At 64.3% G+C, this 17,345-nt stretch carries 5 protein-coding genes; 4 read left to right on the forward strand and 1 reads right to left on the reverse strand.

Annotated features, from left to right (window positions below):
• The first annotated feature begins 99 nt into the window (after nt 1-99).
• The 4 genes from KTR60_RS12940 to KTR60_RS12955 are packed head-to-tail and all read left to right on the forward strand — an operon-like array spanning nt 100 to nt 15,755.
• A complete protein-coding gene (locus tag KTR60_RS12940) occupies nt 100-12,561 on the forward strand; it encodes a non-ribosomal peptide synthetase (protein ID WP_228402211.1) in 12,462 nt (4,153 codons plus the stop codon).
• A 40-nt stretch (nt 12,562-12,601) separates the two neighbouring features.
• Nucleotides 12,602-13,615, forward strand: a complete 1,014-nt coding sequence (locus KTR60_RS12945) for a Fe2+-enterobactin ABC transporter substrate-binding protein (RefSeq protein ID WP_003942170.1) — start codon at nt 12,602-12,604, stop codon at nt 13,613-13,615.
• Nucleotides 13,612-14,913, forward strand: coding sequence for an enterobactin transporter EntS (gene entS / locus KTR60_RS12950; protein WP_007735127.1), 1,302 nt, complete (start codon nt 13,612-13,614; stop codon nt 14,911-14,913). The genes KTR60_RS12945 and entS overlap by 4 nt, the downstream gene beginning before the upstream one ends.
• Nucleotides 14,910-15,755, forward strand: coding sequence for a siderophore-interacting protein (locus KTR60_RS12955; RefSeq protein WP_007735129.1), 846 nt, complete (start codon nt 14,910-14,912; stop codon nt 15,753-15,755). Before entS ends, KTR60_RS12955 begins: the two co-directional genes overlap by 4 nt.
• Here KTR60_RS12955 and KTR60_RS12960 read toward each other — a convergent pair.
• Nucleotides 15,704-17,152, reverse strand: coding sequence for an MFS transporter (locus KTR60_RS12960; protein ID WP_007735130.1), 1,449 nt, complete (start codon nt 17,150-17,152; stop codon nt 15,704-15,706). The genes KTR60_RS12955 and KTR60_RS12960 overlap by 52 nt on opposite strands.
• Between the last annotated feature and the right edge of the window lie 193 nt (nt 17,153-17,345).

Raw genomic sequence — 17,345 nt, forward strand, 5'->3', positions numbered from 1 at the left:
CGAGGCGGATTCCCCGATTCATTGACATTTAGTTTAGGCTACCCAAAACGACGTTAGGTCACCCTTGGGTGACGTGTGTCCACAGACGAGGGGATCAGTGTGAGCGTTCTTCCAGGTTCGAACTCCGGAGCGGCGAGCGAAGCTACGTTTGCTCTCACAGGAGCTCAACTCGGGATTTGGAACGCACAGAGGCTTGATCCCGAATCTCGGAGCTACCTCGTCGGTGAGGTGCTCGAAATCTCGGGCGACGAACCGATCGACACCGAACTGCTGACAGCCGCCATCACGGCGACGATCGGTGAAGCCGAAACCATGCGGCTGCGGATGATCGAGACGGCGGACGGCCCGCGTCAGTACATCTCCGACGAGCCGGTTGGCATCATCCCGATCACCGACGTCCGTGACGAGCGCGATCCCGTAGCCGTGGCGCACGCACTGGTCGACGCCGAGCGCAGCCGGGCGTCCGAGTACTGCCGCCTGATGGTGGAGCGTCCGCTGTACACCTACTCGCTGATCAGGCTCTCCGATCGCGAGATCTGGTGCATTCAGCTCTATCACCACCTGATCGTCGACGGATACAGCGCAGCAATGATTTCGCGCCGAGTCGCCGCGCACTACACGGCCGCGAAGAAGGGAACCGAGGTCGCGCCAACGCGATTCGGTTCTATGACAGATCTGGTCAGCGAGGACGAGGCGTACCGGGCTGGCGAGCAGTTCGCGGAAGATCGTGACTACTGGCGTGATGTCCTGACGCCGTTGCCCGCGTTGGACGGACGCGGCCAGCAGGTCACCGGTCCGGCGGAACGAACGATCCAGGTTCGCGAGGTCATTACCGCCGACGCCCTCAGCTGCCTCAAAGAGGTGGCAGACGCGACGGGAACAACGTGGGCCGAGGCACTGATCGCCTGCTACGGCGCGTTTCTCCACCGACTGCTCGGCGAGACGGATGTTGTCATCGCGATGCCACTCATGGCGCGCGTAGGCCGCACGGCACTCAAGACGCCGGCCATGGCAGTCAACGTTCTGCCTCTCCGGTTGACGATTCGCAGCCACGATCGACTCGGTGACCTGAGCAAGCAGGTGGCCGCCACGATGAAAAGCCTGCGCGCACACCAGCGCTACCGCGGTGAGAATCTTGCTCGGGACCTGGGCGTCGCCGGAACCGGCGCACTGCTTCACGGGATCGGAATCAATCTCAAGGCTTTCGACTTCGCCCTCGATTTCGCCGGCGCTGTGGGTGTACTGCGAAACGTCGCCGGGGGACCGCCGGAGGACCTGGGTTTGACGGTTACGCCCATTGCGGACGGCGAAGTTCTACTCGGATTCGAAGTGGACGCGCGTACCAATACTCGGGAATCGGTTCAGCGTCGCCTCGCCGGTTTCGTCAGCATCGTCAACGCGATGGTCGGGGAGGGAGATCCTGCCGTCGGTCAGGTGGAGATGATGCCTGCGGCCGAAGCCGCGCGGATTCTCGCCGGCCGCGAAACTGCACCGCTGCCCGGCTCGGTCGAACTCGTTCCCGACGTGTTCGACCGCATCGTTGTCGAGCACGCGGATGACACAGTCCTCGTGTGCGGTGACGAACGTTTGACAGGCGCAGAACTCGGTGGCCGCGTCCACAAGCTCGCCCGGTTGCTTCGGGCCCGCGATGTCGGCCCGGACGACATTGTCGGACTTGCGCTTCCGCGTACTTCCGAGATGGTGGTGGCTCTGCTCGCGACATTGAACGCGGGCGCAGCGTACGTGGCCCTGGATCCGCAGCACCCGGCCGAGCGGTTGCGAGATCTGATCGACGACGCGCAGCCGAAGGTCGTGATCACCACTTCCACTCTGGCCGAGCAACTCGTCGGAGGTTCTCGGCCCGACCCCCTCGTCATCGATTCCGACGCAGTCCGCGAAGAACTCCGTGCTAATTCCGAGCTTCCACTCGAACTCGGTGAACTGGCGACAGCACGGCATGGTGATCACCTGGCGTATGTCATCTACACCTCGGGATCGACAGGCAAGCCCAAGGGTGTGCTGGTCAGAGGCGGTGGATTGGCGCACCTGCTTCACCACCATCGCGCCACCATCTACCGGGACACCGCCGAGCGCGTCGGGAACCGTCAACTGCACACCGCGCACACAGCGTCGTTCGCCTTCGATGCGTCTCTCGATCAACTGTTGTGGCTGCTGTGTGGTCATCGTGTGCACGTATACGACGAGGAACTGCAGAAGGACGCGGTTGCTCTGGTCGCGGCGTTCGAGCGAGATTGCGTCGACGTGGTCGACACGACGCCGTCGATGGCGGCAGCGATGGTGGACAACGGGTTGCTGCGTACGCAGCGGTTGCAGCTCCTCGTCGTGGGTGGCGAGGCGGCACCGCCCGCACTGTGGGACGCGATCATCGAATCCGGTGTTCCGGCTCGAAACCTGTACGGCCCCACAGAAACGACGGTCGACGCGATCGCGACCACGGTCGAAGGTGCCGGACCGCGTATCGGGTACCCCCTCGCGGGTACCCGTGCGTACCTTCTCGACAGCGCGCTCGAGCCGGTCGCCGACGGTGAACGAGGTGAGCTCTACCTGGCGGGACCGCAATTGGCCAGGGGCTACCTCGGCCGCGCCGGCGCGACCTCCGAGCGTTTTGTCGCAGATCCTTTCGGGGCTCCGGGAGATCTGATGTACCGCGCCGGGGACGTGGCGCGGTGGGTGCCGGGGCGGGGCTACGACTTCATCGGTCGCAGCGACAAGCAGGTGAAGATTCGCGGACATCGAGTCGAGTTGAGCGAGGTCGAGGCTGTTCTCGGATCGGTACCCCGAATCGGCGCGGCTGCCGCGCTGATCCGTACGGATGGGGGACGGCCCAGCCTCGTCGGCTACGTTGTAGCCGCCGCCGGCGCGACGCTTCCGCCGCAGGAAGAATTGCGCCGTGACCTCGCCGGTCGCGTACCGGATCATCTCGTTCCCGCCGCAATCGTCGTTCTGGACGAATTACCCGTCACGGTGAACGGAAAGCTCGATCGTGCGGCACTACCAGCCCCGGCTGCCGAATCGGCAGGTCGCGCCGCATCCACACCGCGCGAGGAAATCCTCTGTGACGTGGTGGCCGAGGTGCTCGGCCGCGAACGCGTCGGCGTGGACGAGGACTTCTTCGGCCTCGGTGGTGACAGCATCACGGCAATCAGTGTCAGCAGTCGCCTGCGGGTGCGCGGACTGATCGTTACTCCCAAAGAACTACTGGCACAGCGAGATCTGGGAACCATCGCCGCTGCGGCACGTGAGATTGCCGATGACGCCGACGCCGTAGCCTCGGTTGCGGACGTGGCCACCGGCACCGTGATCGCCCCGCCGATCGTTCGAGCACTGATCGACAAGAATCCGACAGACGAGGCAATCGCGGGCTACGCGCAGTGGACCGCAGTGCGCATCGACGACAGCCTTTCACTGGGTGACCTGCAGTCCGGCGTGCAGACGATCCTCGATCACCATGACGCTCTACGCCTGCTCCTGCGCCGTGACAACGACAGCGGCACTACCGAATTGATCGTCCGGGACCCCGGCGCGGTGCGCAGCGAGGGACTCGTTCGCGCGGTGTCCGACACCTCCGAGCCGTCCCGGATCAGAGACCTCGCGGAGGCGTCGGCGGCGAGTCTCGACCCACGTGCCGGTGAACTCCTGCGAGTCGTACTGGTCAATACCGAGGCCGGTCGACCCGACCAATTGATCGTCGTAGCTCACCATTTGATCGTCGACGGTGTGTCCTGGCGAATTCTGCTTCCAGACCTCCACGAAGCCACCGATGCTGCACGCGAGCGTAGGTCGGCCCGGTTGGCTGCAGGCGGAAGTTCGTGGCGTCGATACGCAGGGTTGCTCGCGGAATTCGGGGCCTCTGGCAGCAGGGCGTCAGAGCTCGAGTACTGGAAGTCCGCGTCGGTGCAGGCGGACGACGAGCCGATCGGCAGTCGTCGTCTCGACCCGAAGATCGACGTGACCGCAACCGCCTCTCGCACGACAACCATTGCGCCCCCGGCCGTCACCGACGCGCTGTTGACCACGCTTCCGGCGGCGTATCGAGCCAAGGCCGACGAAGTGCTTCTCTCGGGTTTGATGCTTGCCTTGCGCTCATGGCAGCACGGCCGCGGCCTCATCGGGCTGCCCGCGCAGACAGTTACCGTCGAAGGTCATGGCCGCGACGCGCTCACCAGCGACACCGACTTCGCCGGAACCATCGGGTGGTTCACCAGTGAGTTCCCCGTCCGGGTTCCCACCGATGCACTGCTCACCGCAGACGATCTTGCCGACGCACTGAGCGGCGGAGCAGCTGCGGGACATCTCCTTCGTGCGGTGAAGGAGGCAAAACGCGCCGTACCCGGAGGCGGAGTCGGCTATGGAGTTCTGCGGCATCTGGATCCCGACACCGCACCTGACCTTTCCGCGTGCGCTACACCCGAACTGCTGCTCAACTATCTGGGCCGCTTCCCGTCCTTGCCCGGAACCGGATGGCGATTGCCGGAGCAGGATCCATTCGCGGTCATCGAGCCGGCGACGAAGGTTATGTCGGAAGTGCTGGCGCTCAACGCATTTGTCCGAGAGGACGACTCGACGACGCTGGCAGTCGAATGGACTGCGGCGGGTTCAGTGCTCGACGGCGCGACGATCGTCGAGCTGCAAGAGCATTGGGAACGTGCGCTCGCTGCCCTGACCGCGCATGCCGCGCTCTTCGAGGGTGGTTTGACGCCTTCCGATTGCTCGGCGACGATCTTCGGCCAGGGCGCGGTGGTCGATCAGGCCGGGATCAACGAACTCGAAGCCGTCCACGGACCGCTTGCCGACGTCCTTCCGCTCTCGCCGCTACAAGAAGGTCTCCTGTTCCATGCGGTCCGTGACGGAGCCGCAGACGTCTACACACTTACTGCACGCTTCGACCTCTCCGGGCCACTGGACGAGGCGAAGTTGGCCGACGCGTTCGAGACCGTGATCGACAGGCACCCGAACCTTCGCGCAGCTTTTCACTACGAGCAGTTCGAACGGCCCGTTCAGATCATTCCGCGCGGCGCAAAAGTCGAGTGGCGTTCGGTCGATCTGACCTCCGTTCCAGCTGACACTGCATTCCGCTCTGCAGATCAGCTCGAGGACGAGGCCGCCAAGCATGTCTTCGACGTCAGTACACCGCCTCTGCTGCGTGCACTACTGGTTCGGCTGCCCGGCGGGGTGCACCGTTTGGTCCTCAACGCGCACCACCTGCTCACCGACGGTTGGTCGACTCCGATCGTCCTGCGCGAGCTGATGAACGTCTACCACGACGGCGACAGCCGCCTCCCTGCGCCGACGCCGTATCGCGACTACTTGGCATGGATCGCCGGCCGTGATCAGGACTCTGCCCGCGCAGCGTGGAGCGAGCGTTTGCGTGGGCTCACCGCGCCGACTCTCGTTGCCGATGCCGGAGCGCCGCGAAGTGTGCCCGTCGCGCTCGAGGTTCCTCTCGCGACATCGGACGCCGAAGCGCTGATCGAACTCGGCCGTGCGCGAGCGCTGACGGTCAACACCCTGGTTCAGGGTGCGTGGGCAGCAGCGCTCGCCGAAGCGACAGGACAGTGGGACGTCGTGTTCGGGGCCACGGTGTCCGGCCGACCTGCCGAACTCTCGGGGGTGGAGGGAATGGTCGGGTTGTTCAGCAACACGATTCCGGCCCGCCTCGACATCGTCGCGGACCGGCCTTTGCTCGATCAGTTCGTCGATCTCCAGAACGCCCAATTCGACATCGTGGACGTCGAACACACCAGTTTGGCCGAGATCGAACGCATCGCCGGAATCGGGCAACTGTTCGACACGCTCCTGGTGTTCGAGAACTTCCCGAACTCCGGTGCAGGACAGCCTGCATCGCACACACTGCGGGTCGAGGGATTCACCAACCGCGGAGTCACGCACTATCCGATGACGTTGATGGCGCCGCCGAGCACCGGTCTGGATCTGGTTCTGTACCACGATCCGGCAGTTGTCTCCGACGCCACGGCGGAGCGAATGGTCACACGGCTCGCGGAGATCCTGCGTGGGTTGCTGACCGAGCCGACAGCTCCCGCATCCGCGGTGCTCACGGTAGTCCGACAGGCAGCGTCCGTTGCCGATGCGGTGTCTGCCGCGAAAAATGTCGCTGTCACGAAAAAGGTGGCCGCGTCCGATCCTGCGATCGATGTCGATCCCGCGGTCGTGGATGCAGTGTGCGCCTGTGTCGCAACGGTGTTGGAGATTCCCGACGTCGATCCGGGCGACAATTTCTTCACTCTCGGCGGTCACTCGCTCACTGCGATGCGGTTGGTGGGAAGCCTGCGCAAGCTGGGAATTCGCGTCGTCGTCTCGGATGTCTTCGACACCCCGACCCCCCTCGGTCTTGCCGTGGCCGCACGCGTCGATCGGACGAAGTTCTCGCCGGATTCGGTCGTTGGCGTCGATCGACCCGTCGTGACCGTGGCGACGTTCCGCGCCCCGGCGGTGGCGGGAAATCCTGATCACGAGCGGTACTGGGTTCGCACGCTCGCGGACCTGCCCCTCGAAACGGACCTTCCGTATGACCGCCCGCGCGGCGAAGAGTACCGCCCGCACACCTACCTCCGTCAGCTACGCGATGCCCGGTTCGGTGACGAACCAGGATTCGACGCGGTGCTGTTGGCCGCCGTGGCGGCGACGCTGAACAGCTTCGGCGGTGGTCGGGACCTTGCGGTCGGACTGGTCTCGGAAGGGACTGACACCCTGATTCGGGTCGACCTGTCCGGTCGGCCTAGAATTGCCGATGTCGTTCGGCGAGTCGAAAACGCTGTCTCCGAGGCACTTGCGCATTCCGATGTCAGCCTCGACCGAATCGCCGATCTACTCGGGCGTCCGACGAGCAGCCTGTTCGCTGCCCGTGTCGGTCACTCGCCCGGAAAGAGCGTCGACCTCGAATTCGTCCGAACCGCAACAGAACTTCGATTGACGGTTGATGCCGGGCTGTTCGACGCCGCGACTGCGGACGCATTGCTCGACGGTGTGATCGCGGTCCTCGGTCACGAAATCAGCACTGTCGTCGCGGATCTGCGACTGGCGGAAAACAAGCCGGATCGCGACCCGGGCCGACGCGCGACGCCGCCGTCGGGGATCTCGCAGTTGTTCGCTCGACACGTCAGCCGCCACCCCGACGACATCGCGGTGATCTCCGGCGAGGTCGGAATTACCTACGGGGAACTGTCGGCGCGCGTCGACGAGCTGGCCCGCGAACTTCTCGCGGTCGGCGCCGGACCCGAGAAGGTAGTCGCCGTCGCGCTGGATCGAAATGCGGATCTGGTGGCCGGACTGCTCGCGGTACTGCGCATCGGCGCTGCGTACCTGCCACTCGACGTCGATTACCCGACTGAGCGGCTCGAGTTCATGATCGAGGACGCGGCTCCGGTGTGTGTCCTGACCAGTATCGACAGCGCCGGGCAACTTCCGTTGACGGTCGCCACGAGTGTCTTCGTGGACGGTGAGTTCACCAACTCGGGTGTCGTGCTTCCTCCGCCGCCCGCGGCGGGTGATCACCTCGCCTACATGATCCACACCTCCGGTTCGACGGGTCGCCCCAAGGGCGTGATGGTCTCGACGGGCAACCTCGCAGCCTTCGCGGACACGGTACTCGAGGATTGCTGGATCAGGCCGGGCGATCGCATCGTCGCGGTTACAACGGTGTCGTTCGACATCGCGGCACTCGAGTTGCTGTGCCCGCTCGCGGCGGGCGCGACTGTCGTGATCGCAGACCGCAGGACGGTTCGCGACCCGGATGCGTTGTCGGCGTTGATCATCGCAAGCGATGCGACAGTGATGCAGGCAACGCCGGCGCTGTGGCGAGTGGTCACCGAACACGAGAACGCAGTCGGACTCGCCATGGTGCGAGCCCTGGTGGGAGGGGAAGCCCTCCCGCAGGATCTGGCCGACGATCTGGTGGCCAACGCTGCTTCGGTCCGGAATGTCTATGGACCCACCGAGGCCACGGTGTGGGCGACATCTTCGGTCATCACGACCGGCGACCGAGTCACGATCGGTCAGCCCTGGACCGATGTGCACGTGCGAATCCTCGACGACGACCTGCGTGAGGTTCCGGAAGGCGTTGCGGGCGAGCTGTATCTGGGCGGTGCGCAGGTGGTCCGCGGATACCTGAACCGCCCCGATCTGACCGTCGCTCGGTTCGTCGCCGATCCTTCTCTGCCGGGGGCACGCCTCTACCGCACCGGCGATCTGGTCCGACGCCGGCGAGGGGTTTTGCACTTCCTTCGTCGTGCTGACGATCAGGTGAAGGTTCGTGGTTTCCGCATCGAGCTCGGCGAGGTCGAAGGCGCGCTCGGATCGGTGGCAGGTGTGTTCCGCGCGGCAGCCACCGTTCGCGTCGATGCGGCGGGTACCGGAAGTCTGCACGGATATGTGGTTCCCGAAGGTGCAACCACGCTCGATTCGGTACTGGTGCGCAAGGAGATTGCGCGGCTCCTACCCGAACACATGGTGCCGCAGACCATCACGGTGCTCGAAGCACTACCACTCACCCTCAACGGGAAGGTGGACCGGAAGGCATTGCCCGACACCGCGCCGGATCGTGTGCCGAGCCCACTCGTAGCCGTCGATGCGGATCGTCGGGCACGGCTCGAATCGCTGAGCCCGGGCTGGCAGGACGTGCTGCCACTCGGTCCCTTGCAGGAAGGCATGTACTTCCAGTCGGTTCTCGACGGCGCCGGCGGCACGGATGTCTATCACATGCAGCCGCGATTCGAGTTCTCCGCCGATGCCGCCGTCGACGTTCGCTCACTCCGAGCAGCGGGGGATGCGCTCTTGCGGCGCTATCCGAACCTGCGGGCCGGCTTCACACACGGCGGTTTCGACGCTCCGGTGCAGTTCGTGCCCAGGGCAGCCGAAATGCCTTTCCGCGAAATCGATCTGAGCGCAGTCGCACCCGAGGACTTGGATATCGAGGTCCGCGCCGTCGACGAGGCTGAATTCGGCAGGCTGTTCGACTTGAGTGCGCCGCCACTCATTCGAATGGTGTTGGTCTGGTTGCCAGGTGGGGGAGCGCACCTCGTCTTCACTCAGCACCACCTGCTCACCGACGGTTGGTCGCAGACCTTGATGTACGCGGAGTTTTTTGCGCTCTACGAGTTTGCTCGCACACACGGCACGGACCCGGTTGGACTCGACGGCGCGCTCGACAAGCCTGCGGACTTCCGTGATCACCTGCGATGGATCGCCGAAGCGGATCGCACGGACGCCATCTCGTCCTGGAAGGACTACCTCGCGGATCTCGAGCAACCCACACTCGTGGGTGGTACGGGATCAGGCGGACGCGCTCCGTTGCCGGTGTTCACCCGGGTTCAGCTCGAACAGAAGATCACCGAGCACGTACGCGAGCTGGCCAGACGTAGCGGAGTGACGCTGTCCACCGTCGTCTCTGCGGCGTGGGGCCTGGCATTGCGCGCCGTGACGGGGCGTGACGACGTGGTCTTCGGATCGACGGTTTCGGGACGTTCACCCGAGGTCGAGGGCGCCGACCGCATGGTGGGCTTGGCGCTCAACACCATTCCCGTGCGTGTCCGGGTCCGGCCAGGCGAGGAGATCTCGGCGTTGCTCGGACGCCTGTTCCGTGAACAAGGTTCGCTGCTGGGGCATCACCATCTCGGGCTCGGCGACGTGCAGCGAAGTGCAGGGTTCGCCACGCTCTTCGACACGCTCTACGTTTTCCGCAACACCCCTCGCGACGAACAGGCACGTCGAGACACGTTCGGTCGCAGTGGAATCGTCGGGTTCGATGCGGTGGACGGCACGCACTATGCGCTCACGCTCGACGTGGATCCGGGTGTCGGGGACGCGGCGATGGCGCTCACACTCGAAAACCGTCCTGACCTGATTCCGCACGACGTGGCTCAGGACATCCTGTCCCGCACCATCACGATTCTCGAAGTGATGGCGAATTCCGATACCGCCACGGTGGCGGACACGGCGGTTCCGCTTTCGCGCACCCCCGCGGAATTCGCTTCGGAGCACGTCGTGATGCCACGGCCGGACCAGGCCGGCGGTAGCGTGGACGCACTACTGCGCGAAAGGGCAGCGGCAACTCCGGACGAGACGGCGCTGGTCTTCGGAGACGTCACACTGAGCGCAGCCGAGATGAACTCTCGGGTGGACAGACTGGCACGGATACTCGCTTCGGCGCTGGGGCAGTCGGTACCAGGCGGGGGACCGACCCGTGTTGTCGCGCTCGCGCTTCCGCGTACTGCCGATCACGTCGTCGCGATCTTCGCCGTCATGAGAACCGGAGCGGCCTACCTTCCCTTGGATCTGGCTCACCCGCCGGCACGCCTGCGCGAACTCATCCTCGACAGCGATGCGGCGCTGGTAGTCACCACGACTCAGACGCGTGACCTCGTTGTTCCCGATGGACAGCCACGTCTGGTCCTCGACGACCCGGACGTGGCCGGAGTACTCGACGGGCAGTCTTCGGCACCAGTTGTCGACGAGGCCGCGGTCTGCGGGCCGACCTCACCGGACCAGCCTGCCTACGTCATCTACACCTCGGGCAGTACCGGAAAACCCAAGGGCGTCGTGGTGGGTCACCGCGGGTTGACGACGATGTATCACAATCACAAGGCCGAGATATTCACTCCGACCGAAAACAGTGTGGGTGGCCGACGTCTGCGCATCGCGCATACAGTCTCGTTCTCGTTCGACATGTCGTGGGAGGAACTGTTCTGGTTGCTCGCGGGGCACGAAGTTCACGTGATCGACGAGCAGGCGCGACTGGACCCCGCGTCGCTGGTGAAGCATTACCGCGAAGTCGGTATCGACGTCGTAAATGTAACCCCCTCGTATGCAAGGGAACTGATGGCCGCCGGTCTCCTCGACGGTGAGCGGACGCCGGTGTTGGTGATGCTCGGCGGAGAAGCTGTACCTGCCGAGTTGTGGTCGCGATTGCGCGATCAGGACGGTGTCGACGGGTACGACCTTTACGGGCCGACGGAGTTCACGATCAACGCGATGGGATCCCCGGTTCAGGGGAGCGAGACACCCTGCCTGGGTCGTCCGATTCTGAACGCGTCTGCGCGGGTACTCGATTCGGGTCTGCGGGAGGTACCGATCGGAGCGGCGGGCGAGCTGTACATGTCCGGAGACGGAACGGCGATGGGTTACCTTCACCGGACCGCGTTGACCTCCGCTGTGTTCGTTGCTGACCCCTACTCCGTCGGCAAGCGCATGTACCGCACGGGTGACGTTGTACTGCGTCGCCGCGACGGCGAACTCGAATATCTGGGTCGCGCAGACCATCAGGTCAAGATCCGAGGCATTCGGATCGAATTGGGTGAAGTCGAATCCGCGCTGGCGTCGTTGCCGGGAGTGTTGCGAGCGGCAGCGTCAGTCCGTAGCGAAGGCGGTGCGCCGCCGCGACTGGTCGGCTACGTCATCGAAGAACCCGGCGCTGATCCAGTCGATCTGCGAGCTGCGTTGCGGGAAAGCGTACCGGCACACCTGGTTCCGTCGGACATCGTCGTCGTGGATTCGATCCCGTTGACGCCCAACGGAAAACTGGACCGCGGTGCGTTGCCGGCACCCCCCGCCCGAGCAGCGGCCCGAGCACCGCGAACCGAGATGGAAAGGCAACTGTGCCAGGTCTTTGCGCGGGTACTCGGCGTCGAGGCAGTCGATCCCGAAGAGAGTTTCTTCGATCTCGGCGGCGACTCGCTTCGAGCTATGCGACTGGTGGGGGAGATGGAGCACGACCTGTCGGTGAGCGTCGGTGTGGGAACGCTGATGGCCCGTCCGACAGTTGCAGAACTTGCAGTACACCTTGACGAGTCGGCGTCCGAAATCGATCTGAGTCGTGATCGCCTCCTGACACTGCGAGCCGAAGGCAGCGGAGAACCACTGTTCTGCGTGCATCCGGCCGGTGGATTCGCTTGGCCCTTTGCGCCTTTGACCGGTGTTCTCGAGGCCGACCGTCCACTGTTCGGCCTGCAACTGCCCACAGTTGCCGGGGAGCCACTCGAACCGACGAACGTGGACCAACTGGCAGCGATGTACGTCGACACGATTCGCGGCGTGCAACCGAGCGGGCCGTATCACCTGCTCGGCTACTCGTTCGGTGGCAACGTCGTTGCCGCGATGGCTGCTCAGCTGGTCGATATCGGCGAGACAGTGGAGTTCGCCGGTCTGATCGATACTCATCCACTGGGAGATCGTGACGATCGCGGTCGCGACGATGCCGACGACCGAGATCTGGCCGCCGCCCTGCCACCCGAGATCCTCACTCAGGCACCGGGACTGGTCGACGCTGTTCGGGCGGGTTTTGATGCCACTCGTTTGCTCGTGGCCAGTTCGACCGACACAACCTACGACGGACCGGTTACTCTGATCACCGCCGACGCCGAGGCGTCCGGACAGCTGCTGGCCGATCGCTGGCGCAGAGTCCGCGGGGACCGGGACATGGCAGTACACCATCTGCCGTACGACCACGCCGGATTGGTGACCCCAGCCGGGTGGGCGGCGATCGCCCCGCTGCTCGACAGCCATTTGTCGAAACGCACGGCCACATAGTTCGAAAACCACACAGTTGAAACACAATGGGAGCTCAATGATGAAGTCCACACCGCCCCTCGCGATACGGAGTTGGCGACGATTCGTCGCCATCGCAGGGTTGCTGATCGTCGCACTCGTGGCGATGATCGGTTGCAGTAGCGATTCGAACGACGAACCGACCAAGGCTGCAGAGCCCACGACCCGCGTGATCGAAACCGAGAAGGGCTCGGTCACCGTGCCCGCGTCGGCGGAGCGCATCGTGGTTCTGAGCGGCGGTCTCGCCGGATACCTGTACGCCCTGGACGCACCGGTGGTTGCCACCGATACCCGCGTCCTCGGTGTCACGAACCTCGACGGTGGATTCCCGCCGGCTTGGGCGGACGCCGCAAAGGCGCAGGGCACCAAGGAATTGCCGGCCGGCGAGCAGCTCAACATCGAAGCCGTCGCGGCGGCTGAGCCCGACCTGATCATCGGCGGTGGCCAGGGAATCACCTCTGTTCAGTCCGAGGAACTCTACGATCAGCTCACTGCTATCGCACCCACCGTCTTGGTCCCCAAGACGGTCGCCGCGTGGGACAAGCAGCTCGAAATCGTCGCCGACGCGGCGGGCCGTTCCGACCAGGTTCCGGCGCTGATGAGCGCATACGAGGACAAGGTCAAAGAGGTCAAGGGCAAGATCAAGGTTCCCGAGGGCAACGTCGTCTACTTCCTCTCGGTCTCGAGCAACAAGCCGTACCTCGTTCCGCCGACGGCCGCGCTGCCCGCGATGCTCGCCGAGCTCGGTTTTAAGGCCGACGACGTCATGGCCAAGGCCGGCAACCCGCAGCTCTTCGGCTCGGGTGACTCGTTCGAGGTCAGCCCGGAACTGCTCTCGCAGGTCGCCGATGCTCCTGTCGCCTTTGTGATTCCGGTGTCCGGTCGCCCGATGGCCGAACTTGCCACCGATCCGCTTTACTCGCAGTTGCCGTCCTTCAAGGCAGGCACGACGTTCGAGCTCCCCGCCAGCAGCTACCGTCCTGACTACGACGGCGCAATGGCTACCCTCGACCTGATCGGCCAGACCTTCGCATGACTCGATTCGGTGGGCTGGTGATCGATGTTTCACCCTTGCGGACCAGCCGTCCCTTCAGGTACGCCTTTTCCGCGCGATTGATCTCGCTGCTCGGGATCGGACTGCTCGTCGTAGCCGTCCCCGCGCAGACGTACCAGCTCACCGGCTCGACCTTGCAGGTTGCCGGAGTGTCCACGGCGATGGCCATCGCCATGTTCTTCGGCAGCCTGTTCGGCGGCGTGCTCGCTGACCGTTACGATCGGCGACGAACCATCCAGTTGGCCCGCAGTGCTGCGGGTCTCGGCTTTGTCATTCTCGGGTGCAATGCGCTCTTGCCACACCCGTCGATGTGGGTCATCTACGTCGCGGCAGCTGTCGACGGCTTGGCCGGCGGTGTCAGCAGCTCGGCCTTGATGGCTTTGATGCCGACGTTGTTGCCGCGCAACAAGATGGCTGCGGCCGGCGCTTTGGTAGCGCTGACCACCGACATCGGGACGATGATCTCGCCGGCAATCGCCGGCGTGATCATCGCCTCCGGCGGCATTCCCGCGACATACTTTGTTGCTGCGGTGGCCACCGCAGCAACTGTCACGTTGTTCCAAGCCATCGGCCCTTCCCCTGCACCGGGCACGAATCACGAAAGCCCGATGCGCGCGCTGGTGACCGGCGTGAAATTCGCCGGCACGCACACAGTCATTCGCGGCATCCTGATCAGCGGTCTGTTGGTCATGTTCGTCAGCGGGCCGATGGTGTTGCTGCCTGCCTTCGTCGACCAGGTCCTCGGCGGCGGACCCACCATGCTCGGTCTGCTCTACGGCGCCCCCGCTGTCGGCGCTGTGGTCGGTTCCCTCACCAGCGGTTGGACCGGACGAGTCCACCGCAACGGCGCCGCGATGTTGATCTCTGTTGCGCTGATGCCTCTCGGCCTGGTGGTACTGGGTGCGTCGGGAGCAGCGATTGTCGCGTTCCTGGGCCTGGCCGGATTCGGCCTCGGCCGCGCACTCAACGACATTCTGAGATTTGCAGTCCTTCAACAGAACACGCCGGACGAATTGCGCGGACGCGTGTCCAGTCTGTGGATGGTGCAAGCCGTCACGGGTACGGCGATCGGTTCGATGGCAGCCGGGTTCCTCGGGCAGTGGCTCGAGCCTGGCGCCGCGCTACTGGTCTTGGGGCTCGCCGGTGTGACACTGGGCCTGGTGCTCCTGGCAGCATTGGGTTCGGTGCGCCGGGTAACTTCGGAGATCAACGAAGTCGATCTCTCCGAAAACACTGTGCCGGTGGGGAATGCTCCGCCGGAAAAGGAAGGTAGTTCATGAACCGAGGAGACCACCTCGCGACCATCGCCGAAGTTCTGGCGGGAACCACCGGCGCAAAAGTGCCGTACCCCATCGGCATTCGCGAACTCGAAGTTGTTCGCAGCGAAATGGTCGGGACCGGACTGTTGCGTCTGACCTTGGGTGGACCGGAGTTGGCGGGCTTCGAATCGCACGCTCCCGACGAGCATGTTCGCCTGGTCTACCCGGATGCAGACGGAACTTTACGTCTACCCGAACGCGACGGATTCAGCCTGAAGTGGCCTCGTCCATTGCCGATCTCGCGTGAGTACACCGTCCGTCGATACGACGCCGAGGCGGGGGAGCTGGACCTCGACTTCGCGCTCCACGAAGGTGGGTACGCCTCTGATTGGGCTCAGGCGGCGACCGTCGGCACTCGGGTGCACGTGGCAGGTCCGCCCGGTGGCGTCGTGGTTCCGTGGACGTACGACCGCTATCTGCTGGCCGGTGACATCACCGCCCTTCCTGCCATTGCTCGTTGGCTCGAGATGATGCCCGCTGCTGCCGCCGGGTGGGTGTTCGTCGAGATCACCGACCCTTCACAGGAAATCGAACTCACTGTTCCGGAAGGCGTCGAGGTGCAATGGCTGCACCGCGGTGACGTCCCAGCCGGTCACTCGGATCTGCTCGAGCAGGCAGTACGGACGGTCACCGTGCCCGAAGGTGAGCGCCTCTACGCCTGGATCTCCGGTGAGGCCACCAGTCTCAAGCCGATTCGCAGATTCGTGCGGGACGAACTCGGCCTGAGTTCGGACGACCACCTGATCACGGGCTACTGGAAGCGCGGAGTCGCAGACTTCGACGAGGACGACGACGACCACTGAACATCGGTTGATGCCGGTTTCGGCATCGTCACCGCGACAACGAGTCCGACAATCGCAACGATTGCCGCCACTCCGAAAGCCGTGGCGAATGCCGAGTGCTGGGGAAGGCCGCCGGATGAAGTCGCGCTCGCGATGATCCCGGCGGCAATTTGGGTTCCCACAGCAGAACCCAGCGATCTGGCGATCGTGACTATTGCCGTCGTGACACCTACGCGGTCTGCCGGTGCGCTGTCGGCGGAGATGACGAACACTGCCGTCGACGCGGCGGCAACGCCGGTACCCGCAAGGATCAGCACCACAACGATCTGCCACATCGTGGTTGCAAAGACCCCGACGGCGCCGCTCAGGCCGAGGAAGGCAACTCCCGCTACCGCAATGGCTTTCGTGCCGACCCGTTGTGCGAGCTTTCCGGAAATCACCGACGCGATCACCGCTGCGCCGTAACCGATGCACAGCAGGATTCCGATGGCACTTGTCGATGCACCGCGGCCGAATCCGCTCTCTGCCGGCACGGCGAGTTGTTGCGGAAGTAGATAGACAACAGCGCCGTAGGTGAACCCGAAAACCACGCCGACGACCACGGCGCTCCACATCGAACGATGCCACATCATCGTCAGGTCGACCATCGGCTCGGTTGTCCGGCTCTGATACCTGGCCCAGATCGTGAACACGGCAGCGGAAGCGAGAACCAGCAGCATCGACGTCGGTGCGCCCCACCCGTTGCTCGATGCGCTCGCCAACCACGCCGTCAGCGTCAATAATCCGAGAGCCAATCCAGCAGCTCCTGGCCAATCGAGTCGGCCGCCGACGTTCGACATGTGATCTCGTGGTGTGCTCACGGCAAAAGCAATTGCGCCGAGCAAAACGAACGCGGTCGGAACTGCATACATCGCGGTGCGTGAGACATTTTCCGCCACCGGTCCCGCCAGCACGACTCCCAGAGCGCCGCCGGCCACTACGACAGCCCCGAGCAAACCCGTGGCCGTCTTCAGTCGGTCCGAGGACAAAGTGCGTCGTAGGACCACGAAGCTCACGGGAAGCAACCCGATTCCGAATCCCTGGAGAAATTGGCCGAGGACGAACAGCGGGAAGATCGTTGCGAGAGCGGACACGCTGCCGCCCAGGACAACGATTGTCGTGATCGCGAGCAAGGTGGGGCGGGCGCCGTACACGTCGGCTATTCGCCCGGCCATCGGCGTGACGAGGACAGTGCTCAACGTCAGAGCGACGGATGCGAGCGCTCCGATGTCGGCCGTCACTCCGAAGTCTCTCTGTATCAGGGGGAGTGCGGGGACGATGATGCTTTCGAGCGCGGCCACGGCAGCGATCAGCAGGGTCAGGCTTGCGATAGTTGCTACCGGTCGCGGCTGATTGCCGGAGACGCTCTCTGTGGTCATCGTGCTCTCTTTCGATCGGGGAGTGAGGAGCTTATGGACGCGACGAAACGCCGCCCCTCCAAGAGCCCGGAAGGGTTGTGGCACTGGATATATCGGGCTGTGAAGTAGACCGTCTCTTTATTTCGTTACGCGTACCGTTATTGTGGAGAAATGTAATGCGATTCAGCGCACAAAGCAAGGGTCGGATGGGGTG

This window comes from Rhodococcus sp. C1, from assembly GCF_020809065.1.
GTDB lineage: Bacteria > Actinomycetota > Actinomycetes > Mycobacteriales > Mycobacteriaceae > Rhodococcus_F > Rhodococcus_F qingshengii.

Bases quoted from the DNA above. Each gene is read 5' to 3' on its own strand.
- KTR60_RS12945 (WP_003942170.1), top strand. From the start codon at position 12,602: ATGAAGTCCACACCGCCCCTCGCGATACGGAGTTGGCGACGATTCGTC.
- KTR60_RS12955 (WP_007735129.1), top strand. From the start codon at position 14,910: ATGAACCGAGGAGACCACCTCGCGACCATCGCCGAAGTTCTGGCGGGA.
- entS (WP_007735127.1), top strand. From the start codon at position 13,612: ATGACTCGATTCGGTGGGCTGGTGATCGATGTTTCACCCTTGCGGACC.
- KTR60_RS12960 (WP_007735130.1), bottom strand. From the start codon at position 17,152: ATGACCACAGAGAGCGTCTCCGGCAATCAGCCGCGACCGGTAGCAACT.